The sequence below is a fragment of the Polaromonas sp. P1_E12 genome (genome assembly GCF_056405975.1).
This window is the reverse complement of sequence record NZ_JBFUBB010000009.1, coordinates 92,333-114,164: the sequence shown is the minus strand read 5'-3', so window position 1 is coordinate 114,164 and position 21,832 is coordinate 92,333. Positions and strand designations below refer to the sequence as shown.

Sequence of the window (21,832 nt, the reverse complement as noted above, 5' to 3'; positions counted from 1 at the left end):
CAAGGAGGTTCATATGGGGTTTTTTGACTGGTTTGATACACGGGCCGCAAGTCAGTGCGGCATTTCGCTGGCGGAACTCGTGATCCGCGAGCTGCCGGCCAAAGAGTCGGTGAAAGAAAAGAAATTTGCGGAAAAAGCAGAAAAAACGCTGATAAAGATGTCGCATGAACTCGCTGCCTTTAAACGGGCCAACAAACTCAATACCTACCAAAAAGCCAAGCTGGGTAATGCCTTTTTGTGGACATTGAAAGACCGCGGCGTTAATGATGCCTATGCCGACGATTTGACGCGGTGGCTTTCCTTGCAGCTGTAGTTTTTCGGTTTTTGGGGCAGTATGTTCGGACTTTTGAAAAAAATCCTGCCGACCTCGTCGAGCGCGGTAGCCAGCGTTGGTGCGCCTGACAAGGATCGTTGCGCTGAACTCAAAAAGAATGGCAATGCCTTGTTGGCAGAAGGCAAGCTTTATGAGGCGGCTTTGTGCTACGGCGAGGCAACGAAGGCCGATCCGGAAGATGTCTTCGCATTGATCAATCTCGGATATGTATTAAGTGAGCAGGGTCACCTTCTGGAAGCCAAGGCGGCACTTGAACAGGCCGTAAGTCTGGATCCCACACAGCATGACGCGCATTTCATGTTGGGAACACTCGCACAGCGGGAGGCAAACGTATCTCAGGCCATTTACCGATTCAAGAAGGTTGTGCTGCTTGCGCCAGAGTTTGAACCGGCCTATCGTGAATTGGGCTATGAACTCTTTCAACATGAGCAGATGACAGAGGCGGAAGAGATCATGCAGGAAGGCATTCGCCGATTTCCCGAATCAGTCGGGCTTCTCTGCAATCTGGGAAACCTGTACAGCGCCCAGAATTTGCCGCTCAAGGCGATAGCGCCCTACGAAAAAGCCCTTGCGCTGGAGCCGGAGAACGCCCAATTCATGAGCAACCTGGGGGCCGCGTACGAGGCCGCGGGAGATTTCGCACGGGCGATTCCGTTGATGCGGCGGGCACTGGATCTCAATCCAGGGGACGCAAATACGCTGGTTCACCTCGGTATTTCTTTGGGTGAACAGGGCTTCCATGATGACTCCATCAAATGCTACCGGACAGCCCTTGAGCTGGACTCCGGGCATTTTGCTGCCCATTTCAATCTCGGTTTTGGCGCCCTGCTGCATGGCGACTATGCAACGGGCTGGACGGAATACGAGTGGCGGCTCAGGAGCGCGAAAGAAAAAGATGTGAAAGAGCGCAAGGTCTTTGCCAAGCCTCTTTGGCTCGGTGGAGAGGTCATCGCCGGTCAAACGATCCTGCTCTCGTGTGAACAGGGGTTTGGGGACACCATCCAGTTTTGCAGATACGCCACGGAAGTGGCCGCGCTGGGCGCGCACGTGGTGCTTCAGGTGCAGGCGGGACTTAAAGAGCTGATGGGTACTCTTCCAGGGGTGACCCGCGTTCTGGAGGAGCATGAGCCCTTGCCGCCGTTTGATTGCTATTGCCCCTTGATGAGCCTTCCATTGGCCCTGGGGCATCATCGGACCGGGTTTGTGCCGGCGAGCTTGTCTTATTTGAAAGCCGATCCCGATAAAAAGGCGGCCTGGCAACAGCGGCTTGCTGCCATGGCTGGATCGGCTACCCCTCGGGTGGGCATTGTCTGGTCCGGCAACGCCAAACAGAAGCGCGACCGGCTACGCTCTCTGCGACTTGCGGAATTTCTGCAAGCCCTGCCCGACGGAATGCCGGCGATATGCCTTCAACCCGTGCTTCGTGAAGTGGACATTCCTGTCATGAAGACGCAACCTCACATCCTCCGTCCGGGCGAGGCGCTGAAGACTTTCGCCGATACGGCGGCGGTGATCGACTCACTTGATCTGGTCGTCACGTCGGATACCAGCGTGGCACACCTTGCGGGTGCTATGGGTAAACCGGTATGGATTCTGGTTCCCTACATCCCCGACTGGCGTTGGCTGCTGGAGAGAAGCGATAGCCCCTGGTATCCGAGTGCAAGGTTATTTCGCCAGGCCACGGCTGGGGACTGGCGTCAACCCCTGGAGCAGGTGCGCGAAGCGCTGTCAACGCGTTACCAGCCGCTAATTGCCTGAGTTCACTGAGGGCCCGCGCAAGGCATCATGACCGCGACTTGCCTTGCGACGGCCGGAACTCGGCGGGCAAAGCCCTGAGCCTCGTACCGGCCTGTGCACAGGCCCTGACGGGGCAGGGCAGACTGCCTACAATGGCCGCATGACCTTCCTTCGCTCCACGCCCGCTTCCACCGCCAACAAATCCACTGTCTCGTCCGCTGCGCGGCCGACCACGGAGTCCACATCCGGACGGCTGGAGATTGCCGAAAAGCTGCTGCTGGCGCCTTTCGGCCTCACGCAGGCGCATCTGAGCCGCGCGCTGGGCGAGATCACCTCCCACGGTGCCGATGATGCCGATCTCTACTTTCAGTACACCCGCAGCGAAGGCTGGAGCCTGGAAGAAGGCATCGTGAAAACCGGTTCCTTCAGCATTGACCAGGGCGTGGGCGTGCGCGCTGTCAGTGGCGAAAAGACCGCTTTTGCCTACTCCGATGACATTTCCGAGGCGTCGCTGCTGGATGCGGCACGCACGGTGCGCAGCATTTCTGCCGGCGGCAAGGCTGCCCGCGTCAAGACGGCCGTCCGCAAGGTGGCCGGCAGCCGCTCGCTCTACCAGGGCCTGGACCCGATCGCCACGCTGGACAGCACTGCCAAGGTTCAGTTGCTGGAGAAAGTCGAAAAGCTCGCCAAAGCCAAGGATCCGCGCATCGTGCAGGTGATGGCCGGGCTGGCCAGCGAATACGACGTGGTGATGGTGGCGCGCGCCGACGGCACGCTGGCCGCCGATGTGCGCCCGCTGGTGCGTCTGAGTGTGACGGTGATCGCCGAGCAAAAAGGCCGGCGCGAAGTCGGCTCGGGTGGCGGCGGCGGGCGTTTTGGCCTGGCCTACTTTGACGACGCCCAGATTACCGAATATGTGAACGACGCTGTGAAAGCGGCACTGACCAACCTGGATGCTCGCCCCGCGCCAGCCGGCGAAATGACGGTGGTGCTGGGTTCCGGCTGGCCCGGCATCCTGCTGCACGAAGCCATCGGCCACGGTCTGGAAGGTGATTTCAACCGCAAGGGCTCCAGCGCGTTTTCTGGCAAGATCGGCCAGCGCGTGGCAGCCAAGGGCGTGACGGTGCTGGATGACGGCACAATTGCGGATCGCCGCGGCTCGCTGAACGTGGACGACGAAGGCAACGCCAGCCAGCGCAACGTGCTGATTGAAGACGGCATCCTGAAGGGCTACATCCAGGATTCGCTCAATGCGCGCCTGATGAAGGTCAAGCCCACGGGCAACGGCCGCCGCGAAAGCTACGCCCATGTGCCCATGCCCCGCATGACCAACACCTACATGCTGGGCGGCGACAAGCAGCCCGAAGAAATCGTGGCCAGCATCAAAAAAGGCCTCTACGCCACCAACTTCGGCGGCGGCCAGGTCGACATCACCTCCGGCAAGTTCGTGTTTTCGGCCAGCGAAGCCTTCTGGGTCGAAAACGGCAAGATCCTGTATCCCGTCAAGGGCGCGACGATTGTCGGCAACGGCCCGGACGCGTTGACCCGCGTCACCATGATGGGCAATGACATGGCGCTGGACAGCGGCGTCGGCACCTGCGGCAAGGAAGGCCAGAGCGTTCCGGTGGGCGTGGGTCAGCCGACGCTGCGCATCGACGGCCTGACAGTGGGCGGGACGGCCTGATCCAGCCCGGATTGCCTCTTTTTTGACCTGTGCTACATTTCAGCTTATGAATTCGGCCAAGTTTTACTTCGGTTACTTTTGGTTCTCAAGCGCTTCCGGCGGTAGAGAGATCAACGCGTGACCCGATAAAACGCACCGATTCTCCAAAAACCGCCGGCCTCCGGCGGTTTTTTTTTGCCCGTTCAATTTTTAAATGCCCTGACTTGTGACGACCTGATTGATATCCCGAAAGAAAAGGAAAACAGCGATGAATGCCAAGCCCATCTCCGCCAGCGACAACTGGTATGCGAACGTCGAAAAAACCAGCCAGACCGACGACGAACGCATCAAGGACATCACCGTGTTACCCCCTCCCGAGCATCTCATCCGCTTTTTCCCGATCCGCGGCACCGCCGTCGAGACGCTGATCAGCAAAACCCGCAAAAGCATCCACAACATCATCCAGGGCAAGGATGACCGCCTGCTTGTCGTCGTCGGGCCGTGCTCCATCCACGACCCGATGGCTGCGCTGGACTATGCCCGCAAACTCGTCGAGCAGCGCAAGAAGTACGAAGGCACGCTGGAAATCGTGATGCGCGTCTACTTCGAAAAGCCGCGCACCACCGTCGGGTGGAAGGGGTTGATCAACGACCCCTACCTCGACGAAACCTTCCGCATCGACGAAGGCCTGCGCATCGCGCGCCAGCTGCTGATCGATATCAACCGTATCGGCCTGCCTGCCGGCAGCGAATTCCTCGACGTGATCTCGCCGCAATACATCGGTGACCTGATTTCCTGGGGCGCCATCGGCGCGCGCACTACTGAAAGCCAGGTGCACCGTGAACTGGCTTCGGGCCTCTCGGCGCCCATCGGCTTCAAGAACGGCACCGACGGCAACATCCGCATTGCGACCGACGCCATCCAGGCGGCGGCGCGGGGCCACCATTTCCTGTCGGTGCACAAGAACGGCCAGGTCGCGATTGTGCAGACCAACGGCAACAAGGACTGCCATGTGATTTTGCGCGGCGGCAAGGCGCCCAACTACGACGCGGCCAGCGTCGCGGCGGCTTGCAAGGAGCTCGAAGCCTCCAAGCTGCCGGCCACGCTGATGGTGGATTGCAGCCACGCCAACAGCTCCAAGCAGCATGAAAAGCAGGTCGAAGTGGCACGCGACATCGCAGGCCAGGTGGCCGGCGGCTCGCGCCATGTGTTCGGCCTGATGGTGGAAAGCCACCTCAACCCCGGCGCGCAAAAGTTCACGCCGGGCAAGGACGACTCGAAAGCGCTGGAATACGGTAAAAGCATCACCGACGCTTGCCTGGGCTGGAGCGACTCGCTGGACGTGTTGGAAGTGCTGTCGGCCGCCGTCCTCAAGCGCCGCGCCGGCAAGTAACCCGGCAAGTAAGCCACCGTGCGGGTTTGTGCGAATAGCCGCCAGGCCCGCAAGTCGCCGACCATGAACCCCTGATCAGGAGCCCATCATGCGCAGCGAAGTCAGTGTGACCTTCAAGGACGTGGCGCCCATCCGCCTGGACCTCAACGAAGTGCAGCCCATGCCGCACGATGTGGCAAGGGGGTGGCTGGACGACCAGTTCACGCAAATGGGCTGTGAGCCGCTTCGGCCCACGGGCAAGCTGCTGACCGCCGACAAGGTGGTGGTGGTGGCCCAGGCGGCTGGGCCGGTGAAGTTTGCCGAAGCCAAGTGGGCTCAGGAATTTGCCCGGGCGTCGAGCGCGGCGCTGGGCAAGCCGGTTGTGCATGTAGATGTCACAACATTAAGCATCAGCTTCTAGGTCCCCACGCCTCGCTTTTCATAAGCAATTTAGGCCTCTAGCCAGTGCCAATCATGCGCTGATTGCTACTAAATTAATAGCAAGATAAGTTTCAGTTCACGGCATTCTCGCCGTCACGCTTTCAGCGCCTGCAGCAGTTTTACGTGAATCCCGCCAAACCCGCCGTTGCTCATGCACAGCAAATGGTCGCCCGGCCGCGCTGCGGCCAGCACCTGCTCGAGCAGCTGGTCAATGGTGCCGGCCACTTGGGCGCGTTCGCCCATGGGGGCCAGCGCGGCGCGCGCATCCCAGTCCAGTCCGCCGGCGTGGCAGAAAGCCAGGTCGGCTTGCTCGAGGCTCCAGGGCAGCTGGGCCGTCATGGCGCCCAGTTTCATGGTGTTGCTGCGCGGCTCGAAGATGGCGAGGATGCGTTCGCTGCCCCGGCCGGCGCTTTGCAGCTGGCGGCGCAGGCCGTCTACCGTGGTGTGGATGGCGGTGGGGTGGTGGGCGAAGTCGTCGTACACGGTGATGTCGCCACCTTTGCGCGGGATCACGCCGCGCACTTCCATGCGGCGTTTGACGTTCTGGAACTCCGCCAGTGCCCGGGCCGCGGCCTCGGGCGCCACGCCCACATGCTCGGCCGCCGCGATGGCGGCCAGCGCATTGAGCTGGTTGTGCACGCCGCTGATGCCCCATTTCACATGGGCCACGGCCTCGCCAGCCTTGAGCACGTGAAAATCGTGCGGCTCGCCGTGGGCCATGAAGCCGCTCTTGTTCAGCAGGCCGTTGCCGAAGAGCAGTTGCTCACTCCAGCAGCCTTGGGCCAGCACGCGCTGCAGGCTGGCTTCGGCGGCATTGACGACCACGCGGCCTTGCGAAGGCACGGTACGCACCAGATGGTGGAACTGCCGTTCGATGGCCGCCAGGTCGTCAAAAATGTCGGCGTGGTCGAACTCAAGGTTGTTCAGGATGGCCGTGCGTGGGCGGTAATGCACGAACTTGCTGCGTTTGTCGAAAAAGGCCGTGTCGTATTCGTCGGCTTCAATGACAAAGGTATTGCCTTCGCCCAGCCGGGCGGATACACCGAAGTTCAGCGGCACGCCGCCGACCAGGAAACCCGGTTTCAGCCCGGCAGCTTCGAGAATCCAGGCCAGCATGGCCGTGGTGGTGGTCTTCCCGTGCGTGCCGGCCACTGCCAGCACATGGCGTGGCCCGGTCGGGTGGTGGGTCGGGTGGTGCAGCACGTGGCCCGAGAGCCATTGCGGGCCGCTGGTGTAGGGTTTGCCGCTGTTCAGAATGGCTTCCATGAGCGGATATTTCGCGCTGCCATCGGCAAGCCGGGCACGGGACACCACGTTGCCGACCACGAACACGTCGGGCTCGAAGGCCATCTGGTCGGCGCCGTAGCCCTCGATCAGCTCAATCCCCAAACCGCGCAGCTGGTCGCTCATGGGCGGATAGACGCCGGTGTCGCAGCCTGTCACTTTGTGCCCGGCTTCCCGCGCCAGGGCGGCCAGGCCCCCCATGAAGGTGCCGCAGATTCCCAGAATATGTATGTGCATGGCCTGTATTCTAGGCAGGGCTATCCGCGGGCCCCACAGACCTGGATCCGGTGGCTGCGCGGAAATTCAAGGAAAAAGCGCCTCCTGGTCAATGTGGACGGGCGCAACCAGCTATTGATTTCATAGCAACAGGGTGTGCCGTGGGCGGGGGTGAACTTTAGCGTCTGGCGGGAACCCAACCCGGGGCACAATCGCTTCGCCCGCACCCGTATCATTTATCCGCATCACCCATTGACCTTCGATTTGGCCTTGCCTGGTCGAAGCCAGCCGATCTTGACACCTCATACCCTTAAATCCGAAATCGCCGCCACGGCCGCCGCGCTGGTGGTGGAAGAAGGGCTGGAATATGGTCCGGCCAAACGCCGCGCCGTCAAACAGATGGCATTGCCCGCCCGTACCGAACTGCCGGGCAATGACGAGCTGGAAGACGCTGTCCGCGAATACATCGCGCTTTTCTGTGCCGACACCCAGCCCGCCGAGCTGGCAGCGCTGCGTGAACTGGCGCTGGTCTGGATGGAACGGCTAGTGCAATTTCGGCCCTACCTGGGCGGCGCCGTCTGGCACGGTACGGCCACGCGGCTGTCCGACATCTATATCCAGCTGTTTTGCGATGACCCCAAATCAGCCGAGATTGCCCTGATTGAGCACAATGTGGACTACGAGCCGCGTACCGTGACCGGCTTCACCGGTGACAGCGTGGAAGCGCTCAGTCTGCGAAGTGTGTGCAAACCTTTGAACGAGACGGTGGGCGTGCATCTGATGGTCTATGACCACGACGACCTGCGGGGCGCCCTCAGGCCCGACGCCAAGGGACGGACCCCGCGGGGGGACCTGGCTGCCGTGCAAAAATTGCTTTCCCCCCAACCCGGAACTTCAGACACGTGAACCGCAGAAACATGCTTTATGGCAGTGCCGCCGCCTTGGCCGGCCTGGCCGGTGCAGGCGTCGCCTGGTGGAAATTCCAGCCTCACGCGGTGGATGAAAAAGTGGTGGCGCCCACTCCCGGCAGTACATCTGGCAGCGCGACCGACGCATTCTGGAGCCTGAACTTCGACACGCCCGACGGCAAGAACCTGTCCATGAGCAGCTTTCGCGGCAAGCTGCTGTTGGTAAATTTCTGGGCCACCTGGTGCCCGCCCTGTGTGGAGGAGTTGCCATTATTGGATTACTTCTACCAGGAAAATCGCGATAAAAACCTGCAAGTGCTGGGTTTGGCTGTCGACCAGCCCAGCGCGGTGCGAACCTGGCTGCAAACCAAGCCGCTGCATTTTCCGGTCGGCATGGCCGGTCTGGGCGGAACCGATCTCAGCAAATCGCTGGGAAATCTCGCAGGCAGCCTGCCTTTTACCGCGGTGTTCAGCGCTTCCGGCGAACTGCTTCATCGCAAGATCGGCAAAGTCCTGCCGGAAGACCTGGCGCTCTGGGCCAAGCTCAATTAGCGGCAGAACATTGCTGATGGGCCGTGCTGCATCGAAACCTTCGGTAACAGTCGGGAACAGCTTCTAACGGCATCTTCCGCGGGGTTTTTGAGGCAGAGCGGCCAGCCGCCAGACGGTGGGGAATGGCCTCCGGCTTGATGTACACTCTGCGCTTTCCCGGGGTAAGCCGCCTGGCTCGTCCCCGCAGTAATTAACTGATAAGCGCTTTAAAGCGTAAAAGCAGAAAGTAAGTGAAAAAAGAAGGAAGATCGGTGGCCGCGTCAAGTGCCTTCCGTTTCCAGCCTTTCAGTCAAAAAAGCTGCGCCGAGATCCCGCGCCAGCATCTACCGTCGTTGGAGAGAACCTATGGATTTAAGAAAACTCAAGACCCTGATTGACCTCGTCTCAGAGTCCAACGTCTCCGAGCTGGAGATCACTGAAGCCGAAGGCAAGGTGCGTATTGTCAAATCCAGCGGCGCTCCCCTGGTGATGCAGCAGCCGGTTGCCATGGTAGCAGCTCCCGCAGCGGCGCCCGCGGCCGGCGCGCCTGCCGCACCGGTTGCCGAAGCAGCGCCCGCAGCCCCCGCCGGCCATGCCGTCAAGTCGCCCATGGTGGGCACTTTTTATCGCTCTGCCAGCCCCGGCGCCAAGCCTTTTGTCGAACTCGGCAGCGTCATCAAGGAAGGCGAAACCATCTGCATCATCGAGGCCATGAAGATCCTCAACGAGATCGAAGCCGACAAATCGGGCACCGTCACCAAGATCCTTTCGGAAAACGGCCAGGCTGTCGAATACGGCCAACCCCTCTTCATCATTGAGTAAGCGGGCGCCTTGCCTCCTTTCCAAACCAGGCTTACCGACGCATGTTCAAGAAAATACTGATCGCCAACAGGGGTGAGATTGCCCTGCGCATCCAGCGCGCCTGCCGCGAACTCGGCGTGAAGGCCGTGATGGTCTATTCCGAAGCTGACCGCGAGGCCAAATACATCAAGCTGGCCGACGAGTCGGTCTGCATCGGCCCGGCGCCTTCCAAAGACAGCTACCTCAACATGCCCGCCATCATCTCGGCCGCCGAGGTGACGGATGCTGAAGCCATCCACCCCGGATACGGTTTCCTGAGTGAAAACGCCGACTTCGCCGAGCGCGTGGAAAAAAGCGGCTTCAAGTTCATCGGCCCCACGCCGGAGTCGATCCGCATCATGGGCGACAAGGTCTCGGCCAAGCAGACCATGATCAAGGCCGGTGTGCCCTGTGTACCTGGCTCTGAAGGTGCCTTGCCCGATGACCCGGTCGTCATCAAGCGCACTGCCAAGCAGGTCGGCTACCCGGTCATCATCAAAGCGGCCGGCGGCGGCGGCGGGCGCGGCATGCGCGTGGTGCACACCGAAGCGGCTTTGCTGCACGCGGTGCAGACCACCAAGGCCGAAGCCGGCGCGGCCTTCGGCAATCCCGAGGTCTACATGGAGAAATTCCTGCAGAACCCGCGGCACATCGAAATCCAGATCCTGGCCGACCAGCACAAAAACGCGGTCTGGTTGGGTGAGCGCGATTGCTCCATGCAGCGCCGCCACCAGAAAGTCATTGAAGAAGCGCCGGCACCGGGCATCCCCCGCAAGCTGATTGAGCGCATCGGCGAGCGCTGCGTCGCGGCCGTCAAGAAAATCGGCTACCGCGGTGCGGGCACCTTTGAGTTCCTCTACGAAAACGGCGAGTTCTACTTCATCGAGATGAACACACGTGTCCAGGTCGAGCATCCCGTCACCGAATGGATCACCGGCGTGGACATCGTGCGCACCCAGATCATGGTGGCGGCCGGTGAAAAGCTGCCTTTTGCCCAGCGCGATATCCAGCTCAAAGGCCATTCAATCGAATGCCGCATCAACGCGGAAGATCCCTACAAGTTTGTCCCTTCGCCGGGCCGTATCACGACCTGGCACACACCGGGTGGGCCGGGTGTGCGGGTGGACTCGCACATTTACGCCAACTATTTTGTGCCGCCCAACTACGACTCCATGATCGGCAAGATCATTGTTCACGGCGATACGCGGGAGCAGGCGCTGGCCCGCATGAGCACGGCGCTGGCTGAAACCGTGGTGGAAGGCATCAACACCAATATCCCGCTGCACCGCGAGCTGATGGTGGATGCCAAGTTCATGGACGGCGGCACCAACATTCACTACCTTGAAGAGTGGTTGTCAAAGCGAGAGCGTTAGCCCCCACGGTGGATGTGGCCCCCACGGTCGCTCACTTCGTGTAGCTTCCTGCCCCCCGAGGGGGCCGCTGCGCCTGCGGCCCGGCAAAGCCGGTTCCGCGGCCCCTGCTTGCAAGGGTTGCCATTGTCGAAACCAACCAGTGCGCCTAAACCATGTTTGAACTGATCCTGCTGGCCCCTGTCGATGAAGTCGAAACCCTCAGCGAGGCGCTTGACGCGCTGGATGCGCTCAGCGTGTCGGTGGAAGACGCTGACGCGCAGACGCCGGCTGAGCAGGCGCTGTTTGGTGAGCCTGACATGCCGCCGCCCAAGCCGGGTTGGGAGCGTTCGCGCATCGTTTCAATGTTTGCCACCGAAGCCTTGGCACGAGACGCGGCCGGTGTGCTGGCGGCGCAAGATTTCTTTGCCGGCTGCAGCGTGGTGGCTGTTCAGCCTGTGCCGGAACAAGACTGGGTGCGCCTGACGCAGTCGCAGTTCACCCCGGTGGACATCACGCCCGAATTCTGGATCGTGCCGACCTGGCATGAGCCGCCTGCCGAGGCCAAACAAGTCATTCGCCTGGACCCGGGGCTGGCCTTCGGCACCGGAACCCATCCCACTACGCGCATGTGCCTGCGATGGATTGCAAGCCAGGGCTCAGACGGAAAAGATCTAGGTCGTGTCCTCGACTACGGCTGCGGCTCGGGCATCCTGGCCATTGGTGCGGCCAAGTTCGGCGGGCTGGACATCGACGCTGTCGATATCGACCCGGCTGCCGTAGAGTCGACGCGCGCCAATGCCGAAGCCAACCATGTGGCGCTCAACGCTGGCTTGCCCGACAAGGCGTCCGGTCAATACCGGACCGTGCTGGCCAACATCCTGGCCACACCGCTGAAAGTGCTGGCACCGCTGCTGTGCGCACATGTCGAAAAGGGCGGCCATCTCGTGTTGGCCGGCATTCTGGAGCGCCAGGCTGAAGAACTGAAAGAGGCCTACGCACCCTATTGCCAGCTCACCGTGCACGATGCGCAAGAAGGCTGGATCTTGATGACCGCCGGCTTCTGAGCCGGCTCAACCCGGTGCCTGGCGGTTTTCAGGCCGTCAGCGGGGGTGAGCCCCCTACAATACAGCGCTAAATGAGCCTGATTACGCGCTGCCCCGCATGTGGCACGATGTTCAAAGTCGTGACCGACCAACTCAAAGTCTCACAGGGCTGGGTGCGATGCGGGCATTGCGCTGAAGTCTTTGATGCGTCCGCGCATCTGCTGCCGCGTGACATGGCATCGCCCGTGCCCGCCGTACCGTTTGCGGTCGCGGACACCGAACCCATGCCGCTGCCGGAATTTGTCCCTTCTGCGCCGGCGCCGCCAGTCGTGGCTGTTGCCGCTGCTGCGGACCCACAGAAATGGGCGCCGGCCAGGTCATTTGCCGACCGGGTGCCGCTAAGGCCTTCCGGCACTGGCCCTGCCGATGATGCGCAGGACAGTGCGGCTGATTTTGACCCTGGACGCTGGAAGCGGGCTCAACAGGAACGTCAGCAGGATCCGATGGAACTGCCCGATAGCGTGTTGCCGGATGAGCCGCCAGCCCGCCGGCCGGTGATGGTGCGTCCGGCGGTCGATGATGATTCCAGTTTTGCCTTTTCGGACGTGGACTCCGGCATGCCGGATTCGCGCGTGGAGCACGATGTGTCTTTTGTGCGGGAGGCCAAGCGCAAGGCGTTCTGGAAACGGCCGCTGACCCGGTGGACTATGGCCTTGTTATCCCTGCTGCTGCTGGCCGTGCTGGTCTTGCAGTGGGCTGTCCAGCAAAGGGACACGCTGGCCGCCCTGGAGCCCCGGCTCGTGCCGGCGCTTCAGGGTATTTGCGGCCAGTTGCACTGTGACATTCGTGCGCCGCGGCATATCGAGTCGCTGGTCATAGACAGCTCCACCTTCAACCGCATCGGCCCTGATGCCTATCGCCTCAGTTTTACGCTCAAAAACACGGGTGTGACGCTTCTGGAAATGCCTTCCCTGGAAGTGACCCTGACCGATTCGCAGGACCAGGCCGTGGTGCGCCGCATCCTGACGCCGGCACAGTTTGGCGCCAAATCGCCGACCCTGGCCCCCCGCTCCGAAATGCCCGGCCTGGTCATCATGAAAATATCCGGTGATCCGGACACTGCAGCTGCAGCGTCGCCGCCGTCTTCTGCGCCGGCGGCTCCCTTGCGAGTGGCTGGCTATCGTGTCCTGGTTTTTTACCCCTGATTGAAACGAGAGAACTGAATGTCTGCTGTTATTTGTGGCTCCCTGGCGTTTGACACCATCATGACCTTTGAGGGGCGCTTTTCGGAGCAGATACTGCCCGATCAACTGCATATTCTGAATGTGTCGTTTCTGGTGCCGGCGCTGCGCCGTGAATTTGGCGGCTGCGCCGGCAACATCGCCTACAGCCTGCAGCAGCTTGGCGGCAAGCCGCTGCCCATGGCCACGGTCGGCAGCGACGGCGCTGAGTACGTGGAGCGCATGAAGACGCTGGGCATCAGCACGGAATTTGTGCGGCAGGTGGGCGACACCTACACCGCCCAGGCGATGATCATGACCGACCGGGACAACAACCAGATCACGGCTTTTCATCCGGGTGCCATGATGCAGGCCCATGTCACCCGCATTGACGCACGCGATGACATCAAGCTGGGCATTATCTCGCCTGACGGGCGCGATGCCATGCTGCAGCATGCCGAGCAGTTCAAGCTGGCTGGTATCCCCTTCGTTTTTGATCCAGGCCAGGGCCTTCCCATGTTTGACGGCAAGGAGCTTTCCCACTTTGTGGAACTTTCCACCTGGGTGACCGTCAACGATTACGAGGCCAAAATGCTGTGTGACCGCACGGGCCTGTCATGCGCCGAATTGTCCCGCCGGGTGCAGGGCCTGGTGGTGACGTTGGGCGCGGAAGGTTGCGAGGTCTGGATTGGCGGCGAGAAAACCCTCGTGCCGCCGGTGAAAGCCGAAACTGTGGTCGACCCGACGGGATGCGGCGATGCCTTTCGCGGCGCTTTGCTGTTTGGCCTGGAAAAAGGCTGGGCGCTGGACCGCTGCGCCGCGCTGGGCAACCGGGTAGGTGCACACAAGATCGCGACGCGCGGCGGCCAGAACTACACGCTGAATTCAGAGAAAATCGGCGATTGAGCGTGACTGGACGGGCGCAAGAAGCTATCGAATTAATAGCTACGCCCCCTTTCGCCTACTTCTCGCGGCGCTTTACGTGGGGCTATGGCTCGCGGTGGTCCAGTGCTTTCAGCCATTCATTCCACGCAGCCTGGCTTGCCGCTGCAGCGCTGACGCGCAACTGCTTGCGCCTTGAAGCCTCTCCGCGGGCCAGCGTGACCGCCTGCTGCGGAACGCCGAGGCAACCGGCCAGCCACTTCACCAGCGCCTGATTGGCTTTGCCGTCCACGGGCGGTGCCTGCAGCCGCAGGCGCAGCGCCTGCTGGCCGGCCTCTCCATGCAGGCCCATCATCTCGGTTTTGGCGGCGTTGGGCACCACATGGATGTCGATCAGAACGTCCCCATTCTTTTCCCGTCGCAGAAAAGGAAGTTCGGGCAGCGCGGGGAACGGTTTCATGGCTGGAGTGGTCCGGCGGCGGTAAACAGGGGTCAGGGGTGTCAATTGTGGATGGCCTCAGGAACGGCCCAGCCATGAAAAAAGCCCGACATCTTTCGATATCGGGCTCTAAGCAGAATTACCTTACTGCTTACGGCTTGCTGGCTGTCGGAAACGGCCAGGCAGCTTGCGGGTTCAGAGTAGTCTGAGCCGCAGGGGCAGCCGCTGCAGCGGGTGCTTTCGCAGCTTTGGCAGCAGGTTTTTTCGCGGCTTTCTTCGCAGCGGGCTTTTTCGCTGCTTTCTTGGCGGCAGGCTTTTTCGCAGCGGCTTTCTTCGCCGCTGGTTTCTTCGCTACCTTTTTCGCGGCCTTCTTGGCTGCTGGCTTTTTCGCTGCAGCTTTCTTCGCTGCTGGCTTCTTGGCCGCTACCTTCTTGGCTGCTGGCTTTTTCGCTGGCGATTTTTTCGCAGCTGGCTTTTTGGCCGCTACTTTTTTCGCTGGAGCTTTTTTAGCCGGAGCTTTTTTCGCTGCTGCTTTTTTCGCAGGAGCCTTCTTAGCCGCTACTTTTTTCGCAGGGGCTTTCTTTGGAGCAGCTTTTTTAGCCGCAGTTTTTTTCGCAGTTGCCATAGTTTTCTCCTTGATCACGTTGCAAAGAGCACTTCACGGTTGGAGTACGTAAAGCGATTCACGGCGTTGGGCCCCGGATAAACCGGTCCCAGCGCCGCGAACACAGGAGCAAAGCCCAACGCGCACTCTTCGGTGCTGTCACTGGTCATTGCAATTCTTGAAATCATTGTTCGCTTGTCTCGCGTATTTTTCTGGTCAATCAATCCCAGGAAAGGGCACCACCGGACTGGTACTCGATCACACGGGTTTCAAAGAAGTTACGCTCTTTTTTCAGGTCGATCATTTCGCTCATCCATGGGAACGGATTCTCCTCGTTGGGGAAGAGAGTTTCAAGTCCGATCTGCGTGGCACGGCGATTGGCAATGTAGCGGAGGTAGCCTTTGAACATGGACGCATTGAGGCCGAGCACGCCGCGCGGCATGGTGTCTTCGGCGTAGCGGTACTCCAGTTCGACGGCTTTCATGAACAATGCCTTGATTTCGGCCTTGAAGTCCGCCGTCCAGAGATGGGGGTTTTCCAGCTTGAGCTGATTGATCAGGTCGATGCCGAAGTTGCAGTGCATGGACTCGTCGCGCAGGATGTACTGGTACTGTTCGGCGGCGCCGGTCATCTTGTTCTGGCGACCCAGGGCAAGAATCTGCGTGAAGCCCACATAGAAGAACAGGCCTTCCATCAGACAAGCAAACACGATCAGCGACTTGAGCAGGGTCTGGTCAGCTTCGGTAGTGCCAGTTTTGAAGTGAGGGTCGGAAATCACTTCAATGAAAGGAATCAGGAACTGGTCCTTGTCCTTGATCGATTGCACTTCGTTATAGGCGTTGAAGATTTCGGCTTCGTCCAGGCCCAGTGATTCAGTGATGTACTGGTAGGCGTGGGTGTGAATGGCTTCTTCAAAAGCCTGGCGCAGCAGGAACTGGCGGCATTCGGGTGCGGTGATGTGGCGGTAGGTGCCCAGCACGATGTTGTTGGCTGCCAGCGAGTCGGCGGTCACGAAGAAACCCAGGTTGCGCTTGACCAGACGGCGTTCGTCTTCGGTCAGGCCGTTCGGGTCTTTCCAGAGCGCGATGTCGCGCGTCATATTTACTTCCTGCGGCATCCAGTGGTTGGCGCAGGTGGCGAGGTATTTTTCCCAAGCCCACTTGTATTTGAACGGCACCAGCTGGTTGACGTCGGTCTGGCCATTAATGATGCGTTTGTCGGAGGCCTTGACGCGTTGTGCCTTGGCGGGTGCGGCGGCAGACGTAGAAGGTGCTGCAGCTTGCACAGGTGCGAACGCGCCGTCGTTGAGCATGCGCACTTGCGCCTGGGGCTGCTCGGCAGTGTTCAAAGAAAGAGGCGGAAGTTCCATCGAGCGGCCTTCAGGCAAGCCGCTGTTGTGAGATGTTTGCAAAGATGGTTTGACTTCTTCGTCCCAGGTCAACATAGAGGTTTCCAATACTTTGGGATTATGAAAGCAGCGATACAAAATGAAAAGTGTTCATTCACATCGCTACAAAATTGTGTTGCTCAATTACATCGAATCGTGCGATGAAGCTCAGCGCACGATTCGGTGTTTTATTGGCAGGCCTCGCAACCTGGGTCATCGATTGCACAGAATTTGATGTCGGTCGCGGGCGATGCACTCATCTGCGCCTGCGCTGCGGCGGCTGCCGCTTCGAGCGCGCTCATGCCGCCGCCTGCCGTCGCGGTACCCGATGACACCGAGTTCATCTTGCCCGCGGTCACGGTCGACTTCTCGGCGTGCGTCGCGCTTTGCGTGCGCAGGTAGTAAGTCGTCTTGAGGCCGCGCAGCCAGGCCAGCTTGTAGGTGTCGTCGAGCTTTTTGCCCGAAGCGCCTGCCATGTAGATGTTGAGCGACTGTGCCTGATCAATCCACTTCTGGCGGCGCGCTGCCGCCTCGACAATCCAGGAAGTTTCAATCTCAAACGCCGTGGCGTAGAGCGCTTTGACGTCCTGCGGTACGCGATCGATCGGGCGCAGGGAGCCGTCAAAGTGCTTCAGATCCACCACCATCACGTCGTCCCATAGGCCCAAGCGCTTCAGGTCGCGGACCAGGTAATGGTTGATGACGGTAAATTCACCCGACAGGTTGGACTTGACCGACAGGTTGCCAAAGCAGGGTTCGATACAAGCATCCACCCCAATGATGTTGGAGATGGTGGCTGTGGGCGCAATGGCCACGCAGTTGGAATTGCGCATGCCGTCTTTGGCAATCTTCTTGCGCAAAGCGTCCCAGTCAAGGCTGGCGGAGCGGTCGACTTCCACATAGCCGCCGCGCTGCTCGGCCAGCATGTCCAGCGTATCCAGCGGCAGGATGCCCTTGTCCCAGAGCGAGCCTTTGTACGTGGCATATTTACCGCGCTCTTTGGCCAGTTCGGTCGATGCCCAGTAAGCGTGGTAGCAGACAGCCTCCATGGATTTGTCGGCGAACTCGACAGCTTCCTGGGAAGCGTAAGGCACGCGCAGCTCGTACAGGCAGTCCTGGAAACCCATGATGCCCAGGCCCACAGGGCGGTGGCGCATGTTGGAATCGCGGGCCTTCTTGACGGCGTAATAGTTGATGTCGATCACGTTGTCCAGCATGCGCATGGCCGTGGTAATGGTCTTTTTAAGCTTCTCGTGGTCGACTGCGCCGTCCTTCAGATGCTGGACGAGGTTGACCGAGCCGAGGTTGCAGACAGCAGTTTCGGTGTCGCTGGTGTTGAGTGTGATTTCGGTGCACAGGTTGGACGAGTGCACGACGCCGGTGTGTTGCTGCGGCGAGCGCACATTGCAGGCGTCCTTGAACGTGATCCAGGGATGGCCGGTTTCAAACAGCATCGACAGCATCTTGCGCCACATGTCGGTGGCCTGCAGCTTGCGGGATGGCTTGATTTCGCCGCGCTCGGCCTTGGCTTCGTAGGCGGTGTAGATTTTCTCGAAGTCCTTGCCGAACTTGTCGTGCAGGTCGGGTGTGTCCGACGGTGAGAACAGCGTCCAGCTGCCCTTTTCCATCACGCGGCGCATGAAGAGGTCGGGAATCCAGTTGGCGGTGTTCATGTCGTGCGTACGGCGGCGATCGTCACCGGTGTTCTTGCGCAGTTCCAGGAACTCTTCAATATCCAGGTGCCAGGTTTCCAGGTAGGCGCAGACGGCGCCCTTGCGCTTGCCGCCCTGGTTGACCGCCACGGCGGTGTCGTTGACGACTTTGAGGAAAGGCACGACGCCTTGCGATTCGCCGTTGGTGCCCTTGATATGGGCGCCCAGGGCGCGCACAGGCGTCCAGTCATTGCCCAGGCCGCCGGCAAATTTGGACAGCAGCGCGTTTTCCTTGATGGCGTCGTAGATGCCGCCCAGGTCGTCGGCGACGGTCGTCAGGTAGCACGACGACAGCTGCGAGCGCAGCGTGCCGGCATTGAACAGGGTGGGCGTGCTCGACATGAAGTCGAAGGACGAGAGGATTTCATAGAACTCGATCGCGCGTTCTTCGCGGTTGATCTCGTTGAGCGACAGGCCCATGGCCACGCGCATGAAGAAAGCCTGTGGTAGCTCGATGCGCTGTTTGCGCACGTGCAGGAAGTAGCGGTCAAACAGGGTTTGCAGGCCGAGGTAGTCGAATTTCAGGTCGCGTTCGGGCTTGAGCGCGGCGCCCAGGCGGGCCAGGTCGAACTGCTGGAGCTTTTCGTCGAGCAGCTCGTTTTGTACGCCCTTGGCGATGAACTGCGGGAAATACTCGGCGTAGCGAATCGCCATGTCTTCCTGACTGACTTCTTCACCCAGCACTTCGCGGCGGATGGTGTGCATCAGCAGGCGTGCGGTGGCGTAGGTGTAGTCAGGGTCTTTCTCGATCAGGGTGCGCGCTGCCAGGATGGACGCCTTGTAGACCTCGTCAATGGGCACACCGTCATAGAGGTTGCGCATGGTTTCCGCAACGATCGGGTCGGGCTTGATATCCGCGCCCAGGTTGGCGCAGGAGGCTTCAATCAACGCCTGCAGGTTGCGGATGTCCAGCGCGACGCGGTTGCCGCGGTCGGTCACATGGATCAGCGGCGCTGCGGGCGCCTGGGTTTGCGGCTGGCGTGCGCGCTCTTGCGTGCGCTTTTCGCGGTACAGCACGTAAGCGCGGGCGATCTCGTGGTGGCCGCCGCGCATCAGGCCCAGCTCGACCTGATCCTGAACGTCTTCTATATGAAAGGTTCCGCCGCCTGGGCGCGAACGCATCAGGGCGCGGATGACCGCCTGGGTCAGGCCGTCAACGGTTTCGCGGACGCTGGCCGAAGCCGCACCCTGCGTGCCATGCACGGCCAGGAAAGCCTTCATCATGGCCACGGCGATCTTGTTGGGTTCGAACGGCACCACGCCGCCATTGCGGCGAATGATCTGGTAATGGGCGAGCGGGTTGCTTTGCGCGTTGGTATCGCCGGTTGCTGGGTTGCTTGCCAGAACGCTCGACGTGACGGGCACCGCGTGTTGTGCAGTTTGCATGACTTCCTCTTTGCTTTGTTTTATGGGTGGTTTGATGTGCTGTTCGGGGTCTCTGGATATATTGAGGTATTGCACAGGCCTATCAACCTGCTCCTTCATTTCCTGACCCAAATTACATCAAACTGAATTAGGGCTTAGACACTATACCTAGGGTATGGAGGGAATACAAGCCACTACAGGTAGTGTATCGCTGACTGAATGCACCGTTACGTTTTGTGGCTTTTTAGGCCCCATTCCAGACGCCTCGATCAGGGCTTGATGGTGGCTCGTTCAACTTCGCTGAAAGCCTGATGCCATCAGGCTTGCGAAGCTGATGCGGCGTTGTGGCGCGGCTTTTCGCGGGCTTGGGTTGAGAGCGCCGGCCACTGCTGGCGCGGTAAAAATAACCGGAAATTTCAACAGCAAGACGCACCGCAATGGTGAGTGCGTGCAGGTGCACCAGTCACATGATTTCGGGAAAACACCTAGCCGGTGACGACAGCGAGTTTTGCAGCAGAGGCCAGTTGAAGCCAGGGCCCGGGTCCTGCTTGCGGCCGGGTGCAATGTGCTCGTGCCCGGCGATGTGCTCAATGGGGTAGCGCTGCAGAAGCGAGGCGCATAGCCCGGTCAGGGTTTCATACTGGGATGCTTCAAAGGTATCTCCCTCAAGGCCTTCCAGTTCGATGCCGATGGAATCGTCGTTGCAGTTGGTGCGTCCGCGGTAGCTGGATTCCCCGGCATGCCAGGCGCGGTCGTCACAGCTCACAAACTGCCACAGAGCGCCGGTTCGGGCGATGAAAAAGTGCGATGAAACCTGCAGGCCGCGAATGCCCTGAAAGTAAGCGTGTGCCTCCCAGTCGAGCTGGTTGGTGAAAAGGCGTTCGACGTTGCCATTGCCGAACTCACCTGGCGGCAGGCTGATGGAGTGGATGACGATCAGGTCGATTTGCGCGCCGGGAGGGCGTGGACCAAAGTTGGGCGAAGCCAGTGCGCGTGCATAGCGGTACCAGCCGTTTTGCCACAAAGGCCGGGGAAGGGCATTGGGGCTTTCAGGCGGGGTCATCAGCAGGGTCAAGTCCATCGGCCAGGTCGTCATTGCCCGGCGTGGCGATATTCAGGCGTGCAATGCGGTAGCGGATCTGCCGCAGGCTCAAACCCAGCCTCGCGGCGGCGGCGGTACGATTGAAGCCGGTCTCCAGCAAAACCTTGGTCAGGATGTTTCGCTCCTGCCCGTCCAGATAATCCTGCAGGTTTTCCGGGACGGCGACGTGCTCTTCGACCGGCGCATCAAAATGCAGCACGCTTCCTTCGCCGAGCGCCACGGCCCGGTGCAGGATGTTTTCCAGCTCCCTGACATTGCCGTTAAAGGGCCTGGACTGCAGCTGCTCCATCACGGCATCCGTCAACTCGGGCATCTTGAAGCCGGACTCCTGGCAGATTCTTGACAGCAGGGCATTGCAGAGTGCCGGCAAATCCTCCCGGCGTTCGCGCAAGGCCGGCACGGCAATTTCAATCACATTGAGCCGGTAATAAAGATCCTGGCGGAATGTTCCTTCCTGGGCTTCCGCCGCCAGGTTTTTGTGCGTTGCGCTGACGATGCGCACGTCAACGGTGTCCTCCTGCGGCGAACCCAGCGGCCTGACGGTGCGCTCCTGGATGGCGCGCAGAAGTTTGGATTGCATGGCCAGCGGCAGGTCGCCGATTTCATCGAGAAACAAGGTGCCGCCCTTGGCTGCCTGGAAGTAGCCTTGCCGGTCCTGCGCTGATCCGGTGTAAGCGCCCTTTCGTGCACCGAAGAACTCCGCTTCGAGGAGGTTTTCGGGTATGGCGCTGCAATTGACGGCTACAAAAGGCCCTGTCGCGCGGTGGCTGCAGCCGTGTACGGCGCGTGCAACCAGTTCCTTGCCGGTGCCCGATTCCCCCTGAATGAGGACCGGCGCCATGCTTCCCGCCACTTTGACGATGCGCGACTTGACGGCGCGCATGACGGCAGATTCACCCACCAGTTTTTGCAGAATCTGGGTGCCGTCCCCGCTTTTTTTCTGGGCGGAGGGGGCGGTGCCGTGTTCCGGTGCGCTTCGATCGCTTTTGGCCTGTAGTGCAGGATGCTTGGCACCCTGCACGGCGGATGCCACGACACTGCGGAATTGTTTGAGGTCGACCGGTTTCGTGAGGTAGTCAAACGCGCCGGCCTTGAGTGCTTCCACCGCATTTTCGGCCGAGCCGTGGGCCGTAATCACCACGCATCGTTCGGGCCTTTGCTGGTCTATCATGTCTCGCAGTAATTCGAGGCCAAGGCCATCTGGCAGGCGCATATCGGTGATCACAGCATCGAAGTGATGCGCCTTGAGCTGCTCCCGGGCCTGCAGCAGGTCACCGGCTGCCTCCACCCGATACCCTTCCCTGAGCAGCGTCAGTTCATACAGGGTGCGCAAATCCGGTTCATCGTCAATGACGAGGATACGTGCCTGCTGGGGAACGGGAATGGGGGTGCTCATGGTT

General features: G+C 60.4%; 20 protein-coding genes. 12 read left to right on the top strand and 8 right to left on the bottom strand.

Annotated elements, in window-relative coordinates; translation table 11 throughout:
- Nucleotides 1-13: 13 nt before the first annotated feature.
- The 5 genes from AC1D13_RS21750 (at nt 14) to AC1D13_RS21730 (ending at nt 5,527) form a co-directional block, all read left to right on the top strand.
- The gene (locus AC1D13_RS21750; protein ID WP_457281081.1) at nt 14-313 is read left to right on the top strand and encodes a hypothetical protein; all 300 of its coding nucleotides are present in this window, start codon (nt 14-16) and stop codon (nt 311-313) included.
- Nucleotides 314-346: 33 nt separating this feature from the next.
- Entirely contained in the window at nt 347-2,092 is a 1,746-nt protein-coding gene (locus tag AC1D13_RS21745) for a tetratricopeptide repeat protein (RefSeq protein ID WP_477690278.1), read from the top strand.
- A 139-nt stretch (nt 2,093-2,231) separates the two neighbouring features.
- A complete protein-coding gene (gene tldD / locus AC1D13_RS21740; protein ID WP_477666632.1) occupies nt 2,232-3,755 on the top strand; it encodes a metalloprotease TldD in 1,524 nt (507 codons plus the stop codon).
- Between the two features lie 247 nt (nt 3,756-4,002).
- Nucleotides 4,003-5,127, top strand: coding sequence for a 3-deoxy-7-phosphoheptulonate synthase (locus AC1D13_RS21735; protein ID WP_477690277.1), 1,125 nt, complete (start codon nt 4,003-4,005; stop codon nt 5,125-5,127).
- A gap of 88 nt (nt 5,128-5,215) precedes the next feature.
- Nucleotides 5,216-5,527 carry a hypothetical protein gene (locus tag AC1D13_RS21730; RefSeq protein WP_477690276.1) on the top strand — a complete coding sequence of 104 codons (312 nt, stop codon included), beginning with the start codon at nt 5,216-5,218 and terminating at the stop codon, nt 5,525-5,527.
- Between the two features lie 113 nt (nt 5,528-5,640).
- Here AC1D13_RS21730 and mpl read toward each other — a convergent pair whose 3' ends face one another.
- Nucleotides 5,641-7,068: a UDP-N-acetylmuramate:L-alanyl-gamma-D-glutamyl-meso-diaminopimelate ligase gene (gene mpl, locus AC1D13_RS21725; RefSeq protein ID WP_477690275.1), complete on the bottom strand. Its 1,428-nt coding sequence runs from the start codon at nt 7,066-7,068 to the stop codon at nt 5,641-5,643.
- 273 nt (nt 7,069-7,341) lie between these two features.
- On the opposite strand from mpl, the gene AC1D13_RS21720 reads away from it, so the two are divergent.
- The 7 genes from AC1D13_RS21720 to AC1D13_RS21690 all read left to right on the top strand — a co-directional run bounded on the left by AC1D13_RS21720 (nt 7,342) and on the right by AC1D13_RS21690 (nt 13,847).
- Entirely contained in the window at nt 7,342-7,953 is a 612-nt protein-coding gene (locus AC1D13_RS21720; protein WP_457281075.1) for a hypothetical protein, read from the top strand.
- Nucleotides 7,950-8,507 carry a TlpA disulfide reductase family protein gene (locus tag AC1D13_RS21715; protein WP_457281074.1) on the top strand — a complete coding sequence of 186 codons (558 nt, stop codon included), beginning with the start codon at nt 7,950-7,952 and terminating at the stop codon, nt 8,505-8,507. The genes AC1D13_RS21720 and AC1D13_RS21715 overlap by 4 nt, the downstream gene beginning before the upstream one ends.
- Before the next feature lie 345 nt (nt 8,508-8,852).
- Complete coding sequence (gene accB / locus AC1D13_RS21710) at nt 8,853-9,308, top strand: acetyl-CoA carboxylase biotin carboxyl carrier protein (protein WP_457281073.1); 456 nt, start codon at nt 8,853-8,855, stop codon at nt 9,306-9,308.
- 41 nt (nt 9,309-9,349) lie between these two features.
- On the top strand, nt 9,350-10,699 hold the full coding sequence (gene accC, locus AC1D13_RS21705) for an acetyl-CoA carboxylase biotin carboxylase subunit (RefSeq protein WP_457281072.1): 1,350 nt from the start codon (nt 9,350-9,352) through the stop codon (nt 10,697-10,699).
- A 152-nt stretch (nt 10,700-10,851) separates the two neighbouring features.
- Nucleotides 10,852-11,742 carry a 50S ribosomal protein L11 methyltransferase gene (gene prmA, locus AC1D13_RS21700; protein ID WP_477666634.1) on the top strand — a complete coding sequence of 297 codons (891 nt, stop codon included), beginning with the start codon at nt 10,852-10,854 and terminating at the stop codon, nt 11,740-11,742.
- Between the two features lie 71 nt (nt 11,743-11,813).
- Nucleotides 11,814-12,926, top strand: coding sequence for a DUF3426 domain-containing protein (locus AC1D13_RS21695; protein WP_477690274.1), 1,113 nt, complete (start codon nt 11,814-11,816; stop codon nt 12,924-12,926).
- 18 nt (nt 12,927-12,944) lie between these two features.
- A complete protein-coding gene (locus AC1D13_RS21690; protein WP_457281070.1) occupies nt 12,945-13,847 on the top strand; it encodes a carbohydrate kinase family protein in 903 nt (300 codons plus the stop codon).
- 82 nt (nt 13,848-13,929) lie between these two features.
- Here AC1D13_RS21690 and AC1D13_RS21685 read toward each other — a convergent pair whose 3' ends face one another.
- The 7 genes from AC1D13_RS21685 to AC1D13_RS21655 form a co-directional block, all read right to left on the bottom strand.
- On the bottom strand, nt 13,930-14,283 hold the full coding sequence (locus tag AC1D13_RS21685; RefSeq protein WP_457281069.1) for a DUF167 domain-containing protein: 354 nt from the start codon (nt 14,281-14,283) through the stop codon (nt 13,930-13,932).
- Nucleotides 14,284-14,413: 130 nt separating this feature from the next.
- Entirely contained in the window at nt 14,414-14,887 is a 474-nt protein-coding gene (locus tag AC1D13_RS21680; RefSeq protein WP_431098248.1) for a histone H1-like DNA-binding protein, read from the bottom strand.
- Between the two features lie 14 nt (nt 14,888-14,901).
- Entirely contained in the window at nt 14,902-15,036 is a 135-nt protein-coding gene (locus AC1D13_RS21675; protein WP_457281068.1) for a hypothetical protein, read from the bottom strand.
- Nucleotides 15,037-15,086: 50 nt separating this feature from the next.
- On the bottom strand, nt 15,087-16,310 hold the full coding sequence (locus AC1D13_RS21670; RefSeq protein ID WP_457281067.1) for a ribonucleotide-diphosphate reductase subunit beta: 1,224 nt from the start codon (nt 16,308-16,310) through the stop codon (nt 15,087-15,089).
- A 131-nt stretch (nt 16,311-16,441) separates the two neighbouring features.
- Nucleotides 16,442-19,351, bottom strand: coding sequence for a ribonucleoside-diphosphate reductase subunit alpha (locus AC1D13_RS21665; RefSeq protein WP_457281066.1), 2,910 nt, complete (start codon nt 19,349-19,351; stop codon nt 16,442-16,444).
- A gap of 442 nt (nt 19,352-19,793) precedes the next feature.
- Nucleotides 19,794-20,411: a 1,6-anhydro-N-acetylmuramyl-L-alanine amidase AmpD gene (gene ampD / locus AC1D13_RS21660; protein ID WP_477666635.1), complete on the bottom strand. Its 618-nt coding sequence runs from the start codon at nt 20,409-20,411 to the stop codon at nt 19,794-19,796.
- Nucleotides 20,380-21,828, bottom strand: a complete 1,449-nt coding sequence (locus AC1D13_RS21655; protein WP_457281064.1) for a sigma-54-dependent transcriptional regulator — start codon at nt 21,826-21,828, stop codon at nt 20,380-20,382. The genes ampD and AC1D13_RS21655 overlap by 32 nt, the downstream gene beginning before the upstream one ends.
- Between the last annotated feature and the right edge of the window lie 4 nt (nt 21,829-21,832).